Source organism: Paenibacillus sp. M2 (assembly GCF_046713495.1).
GTDB lineage: Bacteria > Bacillota > Bacilli > Paenibacillales > Paenibacillaceae > Paenibacillus > Paenibacillus amylolyticus_B.
Genome location: NZ_CP169648.1, coordinates 6,062,618 through 6,079,632, shown reverse-complemented (window position 1 = coordinate 6,079,632; position 17,015 = coordinate 6,062,618). Strand labels below are relative to the sequence as shown.

General features: G+C 44.9%; 16 protein-coding genes. 10 read left to right on the top strand and 6 right to left on the bottom strand.

Features of this window, described 5'->3' with window-relative positions; translation table 11 throughout:
- Window positions 1-170 precede the first annotated feature (170 nt).
- Window positions 171-950, top strand: a complete 780-nt coding sequence (locus ACETMN_RS27795; RefSeq protein ID WP_091020811.1) for an SDR family oxidoreductase — start codon at window positions 171-173, stop codon at window positions 948-950.
- A gap of 138 nt (window positions 951-1,088) precedes the next feature.
- Here ACETMN_RS27795 and ACETMN_RS27790 read toward each other — a convergent pair whose 3' ends face one another.
- Window positions 1,089-1,334, bottom strand: coding sequence for a NifU family protein (locus ACETMN_RS27790; protein WP_053783253.1), 246 nt, complete (start codon window positions 1,332-1,334; stop codon window positions 1,089-1,091).
- A gap of 80 nt (window positions 1,335-1,414) precedes the next feature.
- Between ACETMN_RS27790 and ACETMN_RS27785 the strand changes: the two genes are divergently transcribed.
- On the top strand, window positions 1,415-1,669 hold the full coding sequence (locus tag ACETMN_RS27785) for a YuzB family protein (RefSeq protein ID WP_036605750.1): 255 nt from the start codon (window positions 1,415-1,417) through the stop codon (window positions 1,667-1,669).
- Here the strand turns inward: ACETMN_RS27785 and ACETMN_RS27780 are convergent.
- Both ACETMN_RS27780 and mqnE read right to left on the bottom strand, forming a co-directional pair.
- Complete coding sequence (locus ACETMN_RS27780) at window positions 1,666-2,727, bottom strand: NAD(P)/FAD-dependent oxidoreductase (protein WP_091020812.1); 1,062 nt, start codon at window positions 2,725-2,727, stop codon at window positions 1,666-1,668. The genes ACETMN_RS27785 and ACETMN_RS27780 overlap by 4 nt on opposite strands.
- A 234-nt stretch (window positions 2,728-2,961) precedes the next feature.
- Window positions 2,962-4,068 carry an aminofutalosine synthase MqnE gene (gene mqnE, locus ACETMN_RS27775; protein ID WP_411735420.1) on the bottom strand — a complete coding sequence of 369 codons (1,107 nt, stop codon included), beginning with the start codon at window positions 4,066-4,068 and terminating at the stop codon, window positions 2,962-2,964.
- Window positions 4,069-4,514: 446 nt separating this feature from the next.
- Here mqnE and ACETMN_RS27770 point away from each other — a divergent pair, with 446 nt between their 5' ends.
- From ACETMN_RS27770 to ACETMN_RS27735, 8 genes are all read left to right on the top strand, one after another.
- On the top strand, window positions 4,515-4,871 hold the full coding sequence (locus ACETMN_RS27770) for a HesB/IscA family protein (RefSeq protein WP_036605753.1): 357 nt from the start codon (window positions 4,515-4,517) through the stop codon (window positions 4,869-4,871).
- Window positions 4,872-5,325: 454 nt separating this feature from the next.
- Window positions 5,326-9,225, top strand: a complete 3,900-nt coding sequence (locus ACETMN_RS27765; RefSeq protein WP_091020814.1) for a carbohydrate binding domain-containing protein — start codon at window positions 5,326-5,328, stop codon at window positions 9,223-9,225.
- Between the two features lie 309 nt (window positions 9,226-9,534).
- Window positions 9,535-10,176, top strand: coding sequence for an NAD(P)-dependent oxidoreductase (locus ACETMN_RS27760; RefSeq protein WP_091020815.1), 642 nt, complete (start codon window positions 9,535-9,537; stop codon window positions 10,174-10,176).
- 256 nt (window positions 10,177-10,432) lie between these two features.
- Entirely contained in the window at window positions 10,433-10,828 is a 396-nt protein-coding gene (locus ACETMN_RS27755) for a hypothetical protein (RefSeq protein WP_143786599.1), read from the top strand.
- Between the two features lie 187 nt (window positions 10,829-11,015).
- Window positions 11,016-11,537, top strand: coding sequence for a hypothetical protein (locus ACETMN_RS27750; protein ID WP_091020817.1), 522 nt, complete (start codon window positions 11,016-11,018; stop codon window positions 11,535-11,537).
- A 133-nt stretch (window positions 11,538-11,670) separates the two neighbouring features.
- The gene (locus ACETMN_RS27745; RefSeq protein ID WP_143786600.1) at window positions 11,671-12,249 is read left to right on the top strand and encodes a hypothetical protein; all 579 of its coding nucleotides are present in this window, start codon (window positions 11,671-11,673) and stop codon (window positions 12,247-12,249) included.
- A gap of 149 nt (window positions 12,250-12,398) precedes the next feature.
- On the top strand, window positions 12,399-13,268 hold the full coding sequence (rarD, locus tag ACETMN_RS27740) for an EamA family transporter RarD (protein ID WP_091020819.1): 870 nt from the start codon (window positions 12,399-12,401) through the stop codon (window positions 13,266-13,268).
- A gap of 193 nt (window positions 13,269-13,461) precedes the next feature.
- Window positions 13,462-13,803, top strand: coding sequence for a hypothetical protein (locus ACETMN_RS27735; protein WP_091020820.1), 342 nt, complete (start codon window positions 13,462-13,464; stop codon window positions 13,801-13,803).
- A gap of 9 nt (window positions 13,804-13,812) precedes the next feature.
- Here ACETMN_RS27735 and ACETMN_RS27730 read toward each other — a convergent pair whose 3' ends face one another.
- The 3 genes from ACETMN_RS27730 to ACETMN_RS27720 form a co-directional block, all read right to left on the bottom strand.
- Window positions 13,813-14,268, bottom strand: coding sequence for a hypothetical protein (locus tag ACETMN_RS27730; protein WP_149846792.1), 456 nt, complete (start codon window positions 14,266-14,268; stop codon window positions 13,813-13,815).
- 1,019 nt (window positions 14,269-15,287) lie between these two features.
- Entirely contained in the window at window positions 15,288-16,337 is a 1,050-nt protein-coding gene (locus ACETMN_RS27725; RefSeq protein WP_411735419.1) for an arabinogalactan endo-beta-1,4-galactanase, read from the bottom strand.
- A 348-nt stretch (window positions 16,338-16,685) separates the two neighbouring features.
- Window positions 16,686-16,913: a hypothetical protein gene (locus ACETMN_RS27720; protein WP_017692425.1), complete on the bottom strand. Its 228-nt coding sequence runs from the start codon at window positions 16,911-16,913 to the stop codon at window positions 16,686-16,688.
- Between the last annotated feature and the right edge of the window lie 102 nt (window positions 16,914-17,015).

Genomic DNA, 17,015 nt, shown 5'->3' with positions numbered 1-17,015 from the left:
TATGTAAAGGTCCTTTCGGGTTATATCCTCGACAGTACCATAGGTGCTCGATTTCAATCAAGATATATCTGGAATTAAAGGTGGATAATCCCTTGTGGATAAGCGAGTTGTAGGAGGACGATAAATCTTTTATACTGGATAGTGACTGCTCTTTGAAGAGGGGGATGAACGTGAAGGGAAAAGTTGCCCTCATAACGGGAAGTGCCAAAGGTCTTGGTAAAATGACGGCCCTCAGTCTGGCAGATCAAGGGTGTCATATTGCCCTCAACTATGTACACAGCAGAATAGAAGCTGAGGCTTTAAAGGCTCAGATTATAGCCAAGGGTGTGCGGTGCATTGCCATCCAGGCTGATATATCCAAGGTGGAAGATATCTCTTCATTGGTTGAGCAGGTGGAAGGCAACCTGGGCAGTATTGATATTTTGGTGAATAACGCGGGTCCATTTGTCCGTGAACGACGATTATTTGCGGATTATTCTGAAGCTGAGGTCCAGATGCTTGTGCAGGGTAATCTGTTGGGACCGATGTTACTGGATCAGCGTGTATTGCCAGAGATGAGACGCAAGCAATGGGGACGCATTATCCATTTTGGCTTCAGTCACGCTGGAGAAGCGAGATCCTGGCCTCATCGCGCCGTATATGCGGCTGCCAAGGTGGGTCTGGTATCTTTTACAAAGACACTAGCGGTTGAAGAAGCTCCGTATGGAATTACGGTTAACATGGTATGTCCAGGTGACATTCGTGGTGCGAACAAAGAGAAAACGATTGATGAAATGGCAGGCATCACCGACGAGGAAACGCCAAGAGGGCGACCAGGCAGCGGTGAAGATATTGCACGAGTGATTACGTATCTGTGCCTTGATCATTCGGATTTTATAACAGGTAACATTATGGATGTATCTGGAGGACTTGATCCGATTCGTCCAACCATACAGCGCGAGGATACTTAAAAGGTGAATTGAAGGATTGTACGTGGAAGCGGGTCAAAGTGACTATGAACATGGACTCTCTGCATATGCACACAAAAAAAGAGCCCTCCGCTTCATGCGAAGCGAAAGGCTCTTGAGGTTTATTTCGTGAAGGATTGATTAGAATACTTGTACGACTTCTTGTACACCCTCAACTTCTTCGAGAAGGGCACGTTCAATCCCGGCTTTTAAGGTAATGGTGGAGCTTGGGCAACTGCCGCAGGCACCGACCAGTTTCAGCTTAATGATGCCGTCCTCCACGTCGACCAGTTCCACGTCACCGCCATCGCGCTGCAGGAACGGACGAAGTTTATCAAGCACATCAGATACCTCATCATACATGGTGCTTTGTGCGTTTTCGCTCATATTGTTCAACTCCTTTCCTTCCTATATTATATTACAAATGGCCACAAATTAAAATGGTCAAACAAAGCAGGTGAACTTAAATGAGACCGATTATTGAATTTTGTGCCAATAATATGCATTTTGGCACAGATGAAGTCATGGATCAACTGGAAGAAAATCCAGACTATGACGTGATTGAATATGGCTGCCTCACCAACTGCGGCCAATGTTCTATGACTCCATTTGCACTGGTAAATGGCGAAGTTGTCATCACGGACAAAGTGGAAGATCTATATAACGCCATTCTGGCCAAAATTGCCGAAGCCGATGTCTGGGACGAGCTCGATCTCGACTAACCGAGATGACGCTTGGACATCCAGAGCACACCACTTTTCAAAATACGAGGTACACGTCCCATCATGGACGTTTTGCCCATCAGCCCAAACCCAGACTTCTTGCCGAGTGCACCGAGTGTGCCACGAAGCTTGAGTGGATGTGGATTGGGCTTTTCGCCTTTCCAGAGGGCATGCTGAATATGGGCGATCTGCTCACCCTGTACTTCCGCAGCCTGACCGCTAGGTGCATAAGGTACACTGGCACAGTCACCAACCACATAGACATCGGTATATTCCGGGATTTGGTAGTATTCATTCAGGACGACACGTCCTTGAGGGTCTTTGGTCACGTCCAGATCCTGTACCACTTTTACGGGCTGAATGCCTGCAGTCCACACGACAGCATCCGTTAGAATCTGTTCATCCCTGTTATAGATGGCATTGGGTTCAACGCGTGAAATGGCGATATGCCCGCGTGTCTCTACCTGATGTTCGTTGAACCATTCATGCACATACACAGACAGACGTTGCGGGAAGGCTGATAATACACGTTCACCACGATCCAGAATACTGATGTTTAGATCGGGTCTGCTCTCACGAAGTTCGGCTGCCATCTCGACACCACTTAATCCACCGCCTACGATATGCACATTGCCATAGGCTTTGACTTCATTAAGTCGCAGGTAAGTCTCGCGTGTTTTGCTAAAGCTCTGAATGGTACAGCTGTAGTCTTCTGCGCCTGGTGTGTTGTGGAAACGGTCTGTACAACCAAGTCCGATGACAAGCTTGTCGTATTCAAGCGGGTCTTGGCCTTCAAATTCAATCTGACGCTGTTCCAGGTCAATCGAGGTAACTTCTCCATAACGGTAAGTGACTTTATCGCTCACTGGAAATTGGATACGCAGGTCATAATCAGATACGGTTCCTGCTGCGAGTGCGTAATATTCTGTCTTTAATCCCTGAAAGGGGCTGCGGTCCACCAAAATAATTTGTGTATCGGATGGAATTTTACCTTCCAGAAGTTCCTTGATGATGGTGAGGCCGCCATAGCCGCCTCCAAGAATGACGAAATTTTTCATGACTCGGCTTCCTTTCTGCATCAGTCCCACTGAAATGGGGCTGTAAACTGTGGAGCAGCTATGCAATAACATAGCTGCTCCTTTTGTTATGATTTGAATAATTGAAAAGTAGACATTGAAAATTGAAGATATTATTCAGCAGTTTGCACCACTCGAATTCAAACGTCTCCCTATCATGAAAGCTGCGTTCTGGAGTGGTGCTGGTGCAATATTGGTTGTGGATGGAGTTATATCCTATTCGTACACTTGAATTTCGTTGTAGAACGTATCACGTTCTACCGGAATACGTCCTGCACCCTTAATGAGCCATATAAGCTCTTTACGTGTAAGGCCTTCAGGTGTGAGTGCACCTGCCGCATGACTAATCCGTTCCCGAACGATCGTACCGTGTGCATCCGAAGCACCGAAACCAAGAGCGACTTGAGTCAGCTGTGGACCGATGTTAATGAAGTATGCTTTGATATGATCGATGTTATCCAGCATCAGACGGCTGATCGCAATTGTTTTGAGATCCTCATAAGCCGAGTTACGACGCATAATGCTTGCGTTTTTACTTTTTGGCTGCATGGAAAGAGGGATAAAGACCATAAATCCGTTGGTCTCGTCTTGCAATTCACGAATCTGCACCATATGGTTAACGCGATCCTCATAGGATTCGATCGATCCATACAACATCGTAGTATGTGTACGTATGCCCAGCTCATGAGCTGTTCGGTGCACCTCAAGATAACGGTCCACGTTGGCTTTGTCTACACGCATTTTTTTGCGATATTCATCCGACAGAATCTCAGCGCCGCCACCAGTCAATGTTTTCAGACCTGCTTTTTGTAGCTCTTGCAGAACTTCTCTGATGCTGAGTCCGCTAATCCGGGTGAAGAAATCAATCTCGGCTGCCGTGTAAGCTTTCAGTGTAACATCCGGATATTTCTCGTTTAAAGCACGCAGGGAATCGACATAATATTGAAAAGGAACATGGTTGTTATGTCCGCCTACGATATGGAACTCACGTACGCCCGGATGAATATGCTGTTCCACATAATCGATCATTTCCTGACCGGATAATGTATAGGAGCCTTCTTCACCCTGGTCTTTGCGGAAATTACAAAAAGCGCAGTGGGCTTCGCATACGTTCGTAAAGTAAAGACTCATGTTCTCGATGAAATATACTTTCTTACCATTCTTCCGCAGGTTGGCCTCATTGGCCAGCTGGCCCAAAGTCAGCAGATCATCTGTTTCATACAGATATACGCCGTCTTCCACGCTCAGCCTTACGCCGTTCTGCACTTTCTCGACGATTTCAGCCATTCTTTTGTCTGTGAACGGTGTTACCAATGTAGACATATTATTTCCTCCTGTTCTTAACCGGATTTGAGTTGTGTGTAGGATCTGCATACAGAACTACATAGAAAAGATGCGGTCAACTGCCGCCTTCTTAGTTGGACTAACTCTTATTTACCCGGTGCAGCGCGTGCTGCATATGAAAGCTAAATTTTTTCAAAAAATGGAGTCTGTTGACTCATATATGCATTGGGGACTGCGTTGCAGTCTCGAAATGTGAAAAAAATTACAACTCCAATTATGACCATCGTCTGAATAAGTCATGACAAAATAAAGACATTTCAGTGCGACCACCTATTCATTATAAACCTCGTGTCCCGGGGGTTCAATACACTGGGAAGAAAAAGGAGTACAGGGGGAACGCGGAAAGAGGCAAACATGACTTGAGACCCTTGACGGGGTGGAGTATAATTTAAAGAAGAGTTAATGAAAAAGGAGAGTGACCTGGCATGATTAACATCAGCGAAACGGCTGCTGACAGATTGAAAGAGATGCTTGCACAGCAAGAGACACCTGGTATGTTCCTGCGTCTTGGCGTAGCACCAGGCGGTTGCACCGGATTTTCGTACGCCATGGGCTTTGACGATAAAGAGTCCGATGAGGACCTGTATATGGATATTCAGAGCATGAAGGTTGTAGTCGAGAAGGAAAACCTGAAGTATCTGGATGGTCTCGAAATTGATTTTGAAGAGTCCGGTATGACGGGTGGGTTCACCATCCATAATCCGAACGCGGTAGCGACTTGTGGCTGTGGATCTTCTTTCCGTACGAAGGAAGATGCGGGTGTGCCGGATAAAGATTGTTAATATATAATTGATTGCAATGATAAGGCACAGTTCCAGCGAAGGACATTCGCTTGGGATTGTGTTTTTTTTTTGACATTATGGCAGGGTAGCTGAGTTCTCTAATTTACCGATTCCAAGATATATATATACGGTATAAAATTACGCTTCTTCAGTATTGACATTTTGTTCCAATAGAAAGTATATTATTTGTGCAAACGTTTGCAGATTTAAGAGCACAGTATGCCTGCTAAAAAAGCGGATTCATAAGCCATGTGTTCTAAGAATATCTCTAGGATACCCCCTTTTGTACAAACGTTTGCACAAAAAAGGGAGAGGGAAGGAGGAGGAGTTGTATAGATACAAATTAGAAAGGGTCTTGAGTCAGACCATGCTAAAACGTTAAAAGGGTTAGAGAGCTTAGGTAAATAACGAGAATTCTTGTTTCCCATAGGGGAGAAAATAAGGGAGGAAGAAGATGGATCTTAAGCGCAAGCTCGGCGCATTTCTGTTGGTATTATCGATTATTATTTCTACCCAAAATACAGCGGCTTATGCCGAAATTTCGGCTTCTCATGTGTATCATAACCATATGCCCAATTTTTGGGCCTACTACGACACATCCAAGTATGCTTCTGCACCTGTGGGGTCCCCAATCCGCTACACATATGATGGGCAAGTCATCGATCTGAAAAATAACCCTCCGGCAGGATATCCATACTTTTTACCCGGGGGAATGCCTATGCCCCATGATGATCTCGTGGCGTATTATAGTCACCATGCAAAGACAGGTGCTTATCTGAACTGGCCATGGCAAGTTGCTGGTGACCTGAGGAACAATCACCCTGCTGCAGGGATGCAGGTAACCATGTCAGGTTCGGTATTGAACAATGTGAACAGTTTTATGTATACCAATAATGTAAACGGTTACAACAATAAAGATTGGGGTGCGCCATGGAAGAATGCTTACAATAATCTCAAAACAACGAATGGAGAACGGACGATGGATCTCATTCACTTCTCCGGACACCATACCATGGGGCCATTGGCTGGCAACGAATATTTGCTAAAGGATTTGATCTACCAGAATGCTGTGCTGGCACAACCTTTTTTTCTGGGAGAAAGCTTTAAATCGTCCAAAGGTTTTTTCCCCACCGAGCTGGGTTTCTCGGAACGGATTATCCCGGTCTTGGATCAACTCGGCATTGAGTGGTCCGTAATTGGAAATAATCATTTTTCGCGAACTCTCCAGGACTATCCGCTACTGAACGATCCGGGCAAAGATACTATGGTGTCACCGCCAAACCGAGCGGATTTGCAGAATACGAGCAATGTGGGTTCGTGGGTATCTTCTCCCATGTTCAATGAGAAACAGGTGGTTCATAACAAATATCCATTTGCTTCTACGCCTCATTGGGTGCGTCATGTGAATCCTGAAACTGGTGCTGAGAAAAAGATTGTTGGTATCCCTGTGGCCCAGGCAGAGTCGTGGGAAGAAGGGTATCAGGGTTCAGTCAAGGCAGATGCGCTGAAGCCTTTTGAAGGAATGGTTGATCAGAAGCAGTTCTTCGTGATTGCCCATGATGGGGATAATTCTTCAGGACGAGCAGGATCAGAGGATACTTGGCGCAATGCAGGAAATGTGACTTATGCTCAGCCGGGTGTGAAGGGAGAGAGTATCAATGAATACTTGCGGACTAACACACCAAAAGCCGACGATGTAGTGCATGTTCAAGACGGTTCATGGATCGATACGCGGGACTCCTCATCAGATCCGACATGGTATCACTGGCGTCTTCCATTTGGAATCTGGAAGGGGCAGTTTGAAGCGTTTAACAAGGCTACAGGCCTTAATCTGGAGCCGAAGAAAAATCTGGATGGTGTACAGGAAGGGATGACCGTATCGTTTGAATATGGATACCATTATCTGGAGCGTAATTTTGCGCTTGAGCAAGCTGCACTGAATTATGCCAAGACAGCTGAACAGATTTGGCTGGACAGCAATCCGAACCATTGGAAGCCAACGACGGCACTAGACCGTGAGATTACTTATGAGGGCAATCAGCTTAATCCTTGGATGATGGCTTACCCGGTAAAAGGAGATCCTGCTAATAATTATAAGGGAGGTGCGAACCCGGCAGAGTTAAGTTGGTATTTCCTCCTGCCTGCACTGGATTCCGGGTTTGGTTATTATGATGAGAATGTGGATGATGGGGTAAAGCCGACGTTATCTTTCAATCAGTCCCTCTTCTTTTCCAAGCCTTATGTTAGTAGTCAACTCGCGAAGGACCGTACCGGACCATCAATGTGGTGGCCGCAGCGTTATCCATATAATCCTGGAAGCGCCAATGTCAGCAAGGCGGAGGGATGGACACTTCATTATTTTGACAATACGTTCGGCATTTATACCTATGCTTATGATGTTAACGGTGTGAATGATATTAAGGTGAAGGTACGGACACATCGGGATAAGCTGGCAGATGCCAAGGACAACACCTTCCGTGTGTACGATCCTGCTGAGCTCAAGGCCAAAGGGGTATCCAACATCGATCCGACAAAGGTTAGTAGCTGGCAAGAATATCCGATGACGAAACGTGATCTTAAATCGGATATGAACGGTGTGGCCTGGCAGCCAAGCAGCACAGATATGTTTAAGCGTGTGCCTGCTCAGGAGATCGGGGATATGTATTACACGTATTTCAACGATTTCCAAGATCAACTGGTCGATTATTATATTGAAGCTGTCGATGCGAATGGCAATGTTACGCGCAGTGAGATACAGACGGTATATGTGGGTATGGGGAAATATAAAAAAGACACATCGGGCAAAATTGTTGAGGATGCGAATGGAACAATCCAGGGTACACATCCGTTCCTGGTGGTCGATCGGACACCGCCTTCAGTGCCAACAGAAGTCAATGCAAAACGTGTGACAGATCGCAGCATTACACTGCAATGGGCAGCATCCACTGATAATGTGGGTGTAGAGGGCTATGATATTTATCGGGATGGGGTCAAAGTTGGAAGTTCGCTGACAACGGAATATACGGATATCGGTCTTGAGCCTAAGGAATCATATGCATATAGTATAAAGGCGAGAGACAAGGCGAATAATGTCTCTTCCGCCAGTTCAACTGTACAGATCCAAACGTTGGCAGCAGATACTGAGCCACCAACAGCGCCTGCAAATGTAGCTGTACAGAATACTACCTCATCCGCTGTGACAATTGACTGGTCAGCCAGCCAGGATAATTATGGAGTAGCAAAATATGATATCTATCGAGACGGTTCAAAAGTAGGGGAATCAACCAAACTAAACTATACGGATGAGTCCCTTGCACCGGCAACAGAATACGTATATACGGTTAAAGCGATAGATGCAGCAGGCAACGTTTCACCTGCTAGTGTGGCTCTGTCGGTACGTACCAAAGAAGGTAATGCGGTAACCATATATTATAAACTGGGCTATCCGAACCCGTATATTCACTATCGTCCAACAGGGGGGACATGGACGACTGCTCCGGGTGTGAAAATGATGGCAGCCGAGATGCCCGGATACACCAAGATGACAGTCAATGTGGGTACAGCGACGGGGCTGGAGGCTGTGTTTAACAATGGTAGTGGCACATGGGATAATAATGGAGGAAAAAATTATCAGTTTCCATTAGGGGTTAGTACCTATAATTCCGGAGTCATTACACAAGGAGCGCCTCACGTGGATATAACACCTCCAAGCGTACCAACCGGTCTGACCGTGACTGCAAAAGCGGCTGATCGTGTAACATTGGCTTGGAATCCGTCGACCGATCATGTAGGCGTAACCGGGTATGAAGTGTTTCGTGATGGTGTCAAAATCAGCACGAGTACAACAACTGCATATACGGATAATAGCCTGAAGGCATCAACGAGTTATGTTTATACAGTCACGGCCTATGATGAAGCACAGAACAAATCGGATGCAAGTGCTGAGTTAAGCGTAACGACCGATGATGCTCCGAAAAGTAACAGTGTAACCATCTACTACAAGCAGGGTTTTGCCCAGCCCAATATTCATTACCGCCCTGCAGGAGGTAATTGGACGACACCACCAGGCGTTGCCATTCCGGCATCCGAGCTCACCGGATATAACAAAATTACCATTGATGTAGGAACTGCTACGGGACTGGAAGCGGTATTTAACAACGGTAGCGGTACATGGGATAACAATGCGGGACGGAACTATCTCTTTCCTCTCGGGGTAAGCACATACAACGCAGGTGTTATAACTACAGGAATACCTGGAAATGCAACGAGTACGAATCTTATTGGGAACCCATCAGCTTTCCTATCTGTTGAAGCGAATGGACTGTCTTTAAAAAGGGAACAACTAATTGCATGACGTAAAAAAATGCATGGATGCATTAAATCTAAGCAATATGAAGGTTAACGAACCACCTGGTCAGGCTACATTGTTAGCCCATTGCTGATACATTTTATAGTTAGGAGGCCTTGTACATCCATGGATGGACAGGGCCTTTCTAATTCGGAATGAAGAACGATAAAAGGTAGAAATCCTACTACAAATCTTTTCATTTTACGAGGTTTTAAAGAGAGAAGAGAATACGGTTGACAAGTTTAGTTGTAACAATTATAGTTACAATATAAAGTTCAACATAAACAATATTGATAATTTAAAGGAGAGATTACGATGAACATTGCAATCATTGGTGCAACAGGCAAAGCAGGAAGTGTAATTTTGAAAGAAGCGGCAGACAGAGGGCATAAAGTAACGGCAATCGTTCGTAATGCATCCAAAATGGAAGATAAAAGCCTGAATACGCTGGAGAAAGATGTATTTGATCTTACAGCTGAAGATGTTAAAATTTTTGATGTGGTAGTAAATGCATTTGGTGCACCGGCGGGTAAAGAAAACCTGCATGTGGAAGTAGGACAAGCGTTGATCAACATCCTGAAAGATGCACCAAACACTCGTCTGATCGTTGTGGGTGGAGCAGGAAGCCTGTTCACAGACGAGTCCAAGACATTGCGTCTCTTTGAATCCCCAGGATTCCCTGATGCATACAAAGCAACTGCAACGAACCAAGGCCAAAACTTGCAGGATCTGCAAGCATCTTCAGGTATTCAATGGACATTCCTGAGTCCGGCTGGATTCTTTAATCCAGAAGGTGTACGCACCGGCAAATATCAAGCAGGCAACGACGTTATTCTCGTGAACAGTGAAGGCAACAGCTACATCAGCTATGCAGACTATGCGATTGCTTTGGTTGATGAGATCGAGAATCCACAACACAAAAACGAGCGCTTTACCGTTGTCGGCGAAGTGAAGTAACACTTTTATATTATTATATGGAACATACAAACGGACGCTGATCTCCACAGATCGGTGTCCGTTTTTTTATGTTATCGAAGAGGGATGTTCTGCAATAAAGTTAGACAGATTAGATGATTATCGTTCAACTTCCAAATACTCCTTTGAATCTATGTTATATTATTCTAAATATGGGATGTAAATGCGATTATATGGAAGGCCTACTTCTTTTAATCAGATTTTCTGCGAGCCTAAAAGTATAAGGGAGTGAACAGTTGTGAAGATGTATTCTAATGGAGTTATACTATTGATCTTTGTGGCTTTAATGATTAGTGTATCGAGTGGTTCGGGGTTATCCCAATATCCAAACGTTAAAAATGCGATGAATCAAATTCACATCACTTCTCTTTATCCGAAAAATAAGAATGGACAGACATATGGTTCTGCCGCATATGCGACTTCTCCAGAAACGGAACCTGATTTAATCCTGGCTACTGGTGTGGATGGTACAGAAGGATATCTGCTGAAAAAAGACATGGATGGCGAGCAACCAAAAACACCTGAAGAAGCTATTGCGATACAGAACAGCAGATCACCAGACGGGTGGGATATTCCACTGTATGACAAGGATGGTGAAACTGTAATTGGTGTGTTTCATGTTGGAGGAAAGTGAAGGTAACCAACATAGGATCAAAGGTGACGCTACCAAGAAACGTTAATGAAATGAATGCCCTTTCGGCAGTTGATCAAAAGGGTCGGCAGCTTTTTTGTTAATGTAACGGCAGAATAGTAAAACCATTTTAATAAACTAATCGTCAAAAAAATGAATAAACTACTTCACGTTGCGGGGGGAGAACTTGATGTATTTTAAACCTATCCGTATTGTATTGGGGCTAGTTTTTTTTATCATTGCTGGGTGCAATAACGAGGTCACGATGTTGGGTACAGATGAACTCACGATCACAGGCGATCAAAAGACTGCGACAGAATATGTTAAGGCAAAAGGTTATAAAATTTCTTCGTACGATGGTCAAGTTCAGAAATACACTCTAAGCAAAGACAAACTACTCTACGGGATAACGGAAACGATACCATATAGACAGACATGGGCGGTTCAAAAAGTAGAACCCGAACAGTATTTCGGAATGGAAATATCGGTGTATAGCTTTACAGTAACAAACCATCCTCTGGGAACGTTAGACGATAGTAAATCCAAAGTTTCAATGATACTTTGTGAAGGCAAAGTTATAGGGGGGACATCCTTCCCAAATGCAGCAATGGATGGAGCACCATATTCGTTGGATGGAAAAACATTGGAAGAAGTAACGGGAAAAAGTTTTCAAAAATGGAGTGAAGAATGGAAAAAGAAATACGAAACTTAAAAAGCCAAGTGGAGTAACCAACTGTGTCCGGTTGGTTGCTTCTTTGTTGATCCACCTAAAGCCAGGAAAAATGCAACATTTTTCCTGTTAAACAGGTCAATAAAGATGTACGAATTAACATGGTGAGAAGAAGGTGGAAAAATTGAAGCTACGTATAATCACGTTGATGTTTTTAATCTCTACCGTGTTTTTTGGTTTTAATGCACAAGATATTAACGCTTTGTCATGTGTTGAATCGGGAGGTCCCCAAGAACAGTTAGAAATATATGATGGAGCTGTTTATGGAGAAGTAAAGCAAGTAAAGGTGGATTTAAAGCAAAAGGGGTTTACGGGCACAAAAGAGAAAATTAGATATATTTTAGTGGAAGCTGAGAGGAGTTGGAATACTGAGGTTGACTCTCAACTAATGATCGCAACGAACTATACTTGGGGATTTGATTTCAAGGAAGGTAACAAATACTTAATCTACTTTAGTGAAGCAAATGGCGAGTTAAGCAGTAGTCCGTGCAGTTCGACCATCGAAATGAACAATATTAATCAAGCAACTGAACTATTCGGGGAAGGATATCCACCCAAACAACAAGTAAACTTAGAACACAAAATGTGGTTTATGTTTGAGCAAGACATCGATTTGTATATCGTAGGTATAGTCGTATTTGCGGCGATTTTTATCCTCTTTATGATAGTAAGAAAGAAAAACCCCAAAGTATAATTTGGTAGCGCTAAACGGGGAATTTTGCTCAAAGAAAAGTCATTTGAACTAGGAATGGATTCCTGTATGACCTATTACCCCCTTTACTTAAACGAGGATCGAGGCGTATAATCCGTTGAGATATCAGAGTAATAAGAGGGGATACAGTTATGAATAGTGGATTAATCAACGCAATCATTGCGTATATCATGTGGGGGGTTCTCCCGCTGTATTGGAAGTTGTTTGAAAATGTACCGGCAGGCGAGATTTTATCGCACAGGGTCGTCTGGTCATTTGTCTTTATGGGAATTTTCGTTGCCGTCCAACGTCGTTGGGGTGACATGAAGCGAATTCTGACCAGTCGTTCGACCCTGCTGTCCCTTACCGCAAGTGGACTGCTAATTGCTATTAATTGGCTGATCTTCATCTGGGCAGTTAACAACGGTCATGTGGTTGAGACAAGTCTGGGCTATTATTTGAACCCGTTACTGAATGTGCTGCTGGCGGTTGTCTTCCTTCATGAAAAGCCAAACCGTGGACAATGGCTCGCGATTGCCATCGCTGGTGTCGCGGTGCTTATCATCGCTATCGACTACGGACGTTTCCCATGGGTTGCGATCTCGCTGGCCGTGTCATTTGGCTTGTACGGTCTGGCGAAGAAGAAGATCAAGCAAGATGCTTCAGTGGGCTTATTTTCGGAAACAGCTGTAGTTCTGCCCATCGCACTCGGCTACTGGATCTACTTGGCCATTGTGGGAAAAGCAACGGCATGGACGTTGCCTGCACCGATGTTCTTCGAACTGCTGCTTTCCGGCGTGGTGACGGCGCTGCCACTGCTGTTCTTTGCACGGGCGGCTGCTCGAATGTCATTGTCCACACTAGGTTTTGTGCAGTATATTGGTCCGACAATCATGCTGATCCTGAGTGTGTTTGTATTCAAGGAAACGGTCTCGCCAGTTCTGCTCGTTGGTTTCGCGCTCATCTGGATTGCGCTTATCGTATATGCAACCGCATCGATGCGTGCCACGCGACTTGCTTAGGTAAGCTGAAGATAAAGCTAATCTGGTATCACCATAGTTGCCCTGTCTGCCAATAAGGTGGACAGGGCCATCTTTTTGTTTGTGGGGAAACGATGGAATGACAAAAACTAAGAAGGCAGCTGATCAACGTTATGGTAAAATAAAGGAGTAATAACCAAAAAGAGTAATAGAAAAACGAGGAGGCGACAGATATATGATGGTTAATAACGGTTACCGCAAACGTGATCCATTCTTTGTAAAGAAGGGTGTAGTTAAGATACTATTTCAGTTTGCAGTTTCAGCAATAATCGGTAGTATATATGGGTTCATGATGGTCAACGAGACGATAGGTGGATATATTAATAAACTATTACCGAGCACGGATGGTCCGGATTTTCATTTATATCTGCCCGTTGTGATAACGGTGTTCATCTACTCATGTTTTATTCAGAAGAGACAACGGATTTTACTTGAAAAAATCTCATTTAGTTGTCTCCATATTTTTATTGCCCTGCTAGGCTGTATTTCTGCAGTTGTTGTGTTATTAGTGATCTAATTCGGATTCCTACGTATCCATACCTTCAGGCCCATCAACTGCATCAATGACACCTACAGCGAGTGTTGTTACCGCAGCGGCTGCTAAAAGATTCTTGGCACCCAGCTTGACTCTGTCCTTATCTTCCTCTTTCATGCCCACAACAACATCTTTACCGCTGTTATATACATACTTGGCTGATATCGCTACACCTTTTGCAGTAGTGGTTACGGCACCTCCAATATCAGCAAGCCCCGCGTCTATGGTAGTATCATCTTTTCGAATTGCACCACTGGCAAGATCATATGTACCACTAGCCAGTTGTCCAATGGTTTTGCCTGTATTGATCGTAGCTTTCTCTACACCGTTCCCGATTTCTTTGATAAAGGGGCTACCTGCGATCTCACCAACAACCCTGACGCTGCCACCCAACACTTTTCCGGTAACTTCCCCAGCCAATTGACCTATCCCTTTTAAGAAACTCATCCATTTTCCCCCGCTCCAATAAGAAGTTGATCCTATGTGTTATCTCAATAAACTTATTATATTCATATGTAAGCCAAAAGAACATCAGTCTCCAGCCCGAGTGGTGCACCCCTCCCCGATTGATCGACACGCTTGAGAAGTGCCCGATCCGATCCAGGAACGCCCACCAAGCCGCAACCTCAACGCACTTCATCACAAAAAGGCGCTACTCCCACAGGAATAGCGCCTTCGTGCACTTGTTTCACCTTACTACTTAAACCATTTGACTACCCACGGTTTTAGAAGTGTCTCAAGGAGCAGCAACGTAGTGGAGGGGGCGGAATCGATTCTGAAGAAGCGAAGCGTTCGCCTTTATCCCCGGATTTTCCCCTAATCAGGGGAATTCATAAAAATCTGGGGATAACAGCGATCATAAGAACGATCCGCCCCTGAACGCCCAGCACGTTGCGCCCTTAACGCACTTCATCGCCAAAAGGCGCTACTCCCACTGGGAACAGCCTTCCGTCTTTCGTTACCCTAATAACATGCCTACACACGGTTTTAGAAGTGTCTCAAGGAGCAGTAACGTAGTGGAGGGGGCGGAATCGATTCTGAAGAAGCGGAGCGTTCGCCTTTATCCCCGGATTTTCCCCTTACAAGGGGAATTCATAAAATCTGGGGATGACAGCGATCATAAGAACGATCCGCCACCGGAACGCCCACCATCGTGCTACCCCAAAGCCCGCACTTCATCACAAAAAGGCGCCACTCCCACCGGAATAGCGCCTTCAGCCCTTGTTTTACCTTACTACTTAATCCATTTGACTACACACGGTTTTAGAAGTGCCTCACACAGAAGCAGCAACGTAGCGGAGGGGGCGGAATCGATTCTGAAGAAGCGAAGCGGTCGCCTTTATCTCCGGATTTTCCCCTAATAAGGGAATTCATAAAATCTGGGGATAACAGCGATCATAAGAACGATCCGCCCCCGGAACGCCACCACGCTGCCCCCCCAAAGCCCGCACTTCTACCCACCGTACCTAGTCAATAAATCCTTCCATGACCGCCGTCGGCATCATATTAGACTGCCATGCGCCTTTGCCATAGCCGCCATTGTATCCTGGTGTAGCCTGAGGCTCCCAGTAGAATACACCTTTTCCTTTGCCGTTTGGCAAATTGCGGATTTGATTTTTCATCGCGGCAACAAAACTTTTTCCAGCTGCAGCCTGGTTATTGTCCATGCCAATTTCGGAGATGATGATCTCTTTGCCATAACGGTTGATCATATCCTTGGCATTGTTTACCGTATTCGTCACAGCGGTGTTCCAGCCGGAAGCTGAAGGATAGAGGGACATGGCGATCATGTCAAAGTTAGCTCCGTTATTGATCAAACCACCAATATTCCATACATAGAGGGCGTTATCATCTCCACCTGCAAGATGCACAATGGTTTTGGTACCGCTGCTCAGGGATTTTACTGCATTATGGCCTGTATTCACCAGCCACGCATAGTTTTTCATGTTGGTGGATGCTTTGCCATCTTCCCATAACATGCCGTTGCTTGTTTCATTCCCGATCTGTATCCAGTCCGGGGTAACGCCTTTGCTCTGCATCGCCGTCATGACATCACGAGTGTGGTTCCATACCGCATCCATGAGCTGTTGGAACGTATAGTTTTTCCAGGCAGCAGGTTTAGTTTGTTGACCAGGGTCTGCCCAGGAATCGCTGTAGTGCAGGGTAAGCATTACACTCATGCCGGCATTCTTGGCACGCTGTGCGAGTGTAGCCGCTCGATCCTTATTCATGTAACCGTTCCCATAATCATTCGAAGGATTAACGAATACCCGAATGCGGACGGAGTTGATTTGATAGTCTTTTTTCAAAATATCAATGATGTCACGCTGAACTCCGTTTTTATCTTTCCATTTGTAGCCTTGGGCTTCCATTCCGGGAACCCAGCTGATGTCGGCTCCTTTGGCGAAACTTGGTGCTGCGCTGGCATGCTGACCTGCGGGCAACAGGATGGAGGTGAATAACAAAACAAAAGCCAACATGATGGATGTCTTGAAACCCCTTACATTTTTGAACATTACAAGATGCCTCCTCGGATTTTGGTTGAGTTGCATCTTCATTATAGCCATCTTGGTTGGCGCTACTAAAGGGTCTATTTCCAATATTTCGGGTGTTTTCTCAACCTCTCTACAGAAAAAAGACAAAACAAAAAGCCGTCCGAAGACGGCTTTTCTACCCGTGGCGCTTTTTAAAACATTGATCCGTATCCCGCGCCTCCACCAGACTCTTTTAATTTGAGCTAGTGGATCGGGTAAGGGACACGTTCAACATGACATTAGAAATGTTGACGCACCTCCTTTCCTTGTGGCAAGAGTATACAACACCTTGTTTCGCAAAGCTAGTCTTTTTTACGTATTTATGCAAAATTATTTTTCAGTCTGGAACATCGTGATATCTCGTGCATAATGGCTCTTTGTTCCGTCATTGTTTCGGATGCGCACACTGTCTTCACTGATTCGTTCCACAATGCCACAACCTACCTCGCAATAGACGCCAGCCGGGTCTTCCTGCCATGCGCTTACCATACATTGCGATAGTGCAGCCGTGAAAAACTCTATATTTTTTTGTAACGTTCTAGGTTTGTTGGATTTCATTATATACTCCTTTAATCAAATATATTTGGAATGAGAACAAGCAACCGGACCAAATCACACTGTACTTCACTTTACTCTGTCTATTGACCTTTGTAAAGGGAT

Coding starts and splice junctions, on each gene's coding strand:
- ACETMN_RS27730 (WP_149846792.1), bottom strand. CDS start 14,268: ATGAGTTTCTTAAAAGGGATAGGTCAATTGGCTGGGGAAGTTACCGGA.
- ACETMN_RS27760 (WP_091020815.1), top strand. CDS start 9,535: ATGAACATTGCAATCATTGGTGCAACAGGCAAAGCAGGAAGTGTAATT.
- ACETMN_RS27770 (WP_036605753.1), top strand. CDS start 4,515: ATGATTAACATCAGCGAAACGGCTGCTGACAGATTGAAAGAGATGCTT.
- ACETMN_RS27790 (WP_053783253.1), bottom strand. CDS start 1,334: ATGAGCGAAAACGCACAAAGCACCATGTATGATGAGGTATCTGATGTG.
- ACETMN_RS27765 (WP_091020814.1), top strand. CDS start 5,326: ATGGATCTTAAGCGCAAGCTCGGCGCATTTCTGTTGGTATTATCGATT.
- ACETMN_RS27785 (WP_036605750.1), top strand. CDS start 1,415: ATGAGACCGATTATTGAATTTTGTGCCAATAATATGCATTTTGGCACA.
- mqnE (WP_411735420.1), bottom strand. CDS start 4,068: ATGTCTACATTGGTAACACCGTTCACAGACAAAAGAATGGCTGAAATC.
- ACETMN_RS27725 (WP_411735419.1), bottom strand. CDS start 16,337: ATGTTCAAAAATGTAAGGGGTTTCAAGACATCCATCATGTTGGCTTTT.
- ACETMN_RS27720 (WP_017692425.1), bottom strand. CDS start 16,913: ATGAAATCCAACAAACCTAGAACGTTACAAAAAAATATAGAGTTTTTC.
- rarD (WP_091020819.1), top strand. CDS start 12,399: ATGAATAGTGGATTAATCAACGCAATCATTGCGTATATCATGTGGGGG.
- ACETMN_RS27750 (WP_091020817.1), top strand. CDS start 11,016: ATGTATTTTAAACCTATCCGTATTGTATTGGGGCTAGTTTTTTTTATC.
- ACETMN_RS27735 (WP_091020820.1), top strand. CDS start 13,462: ATGATGGTTAATAACGGTTACCGCAAACGTGATCCATTCTTTGTAAAG.
- ACETMN_RS27780 (WP_091020812.1), bottom strand. CDS start 2,727: ATGAAAAATTTCGTCATTCTTGGAGGCGGCTATGGCGGCCTCACCATC.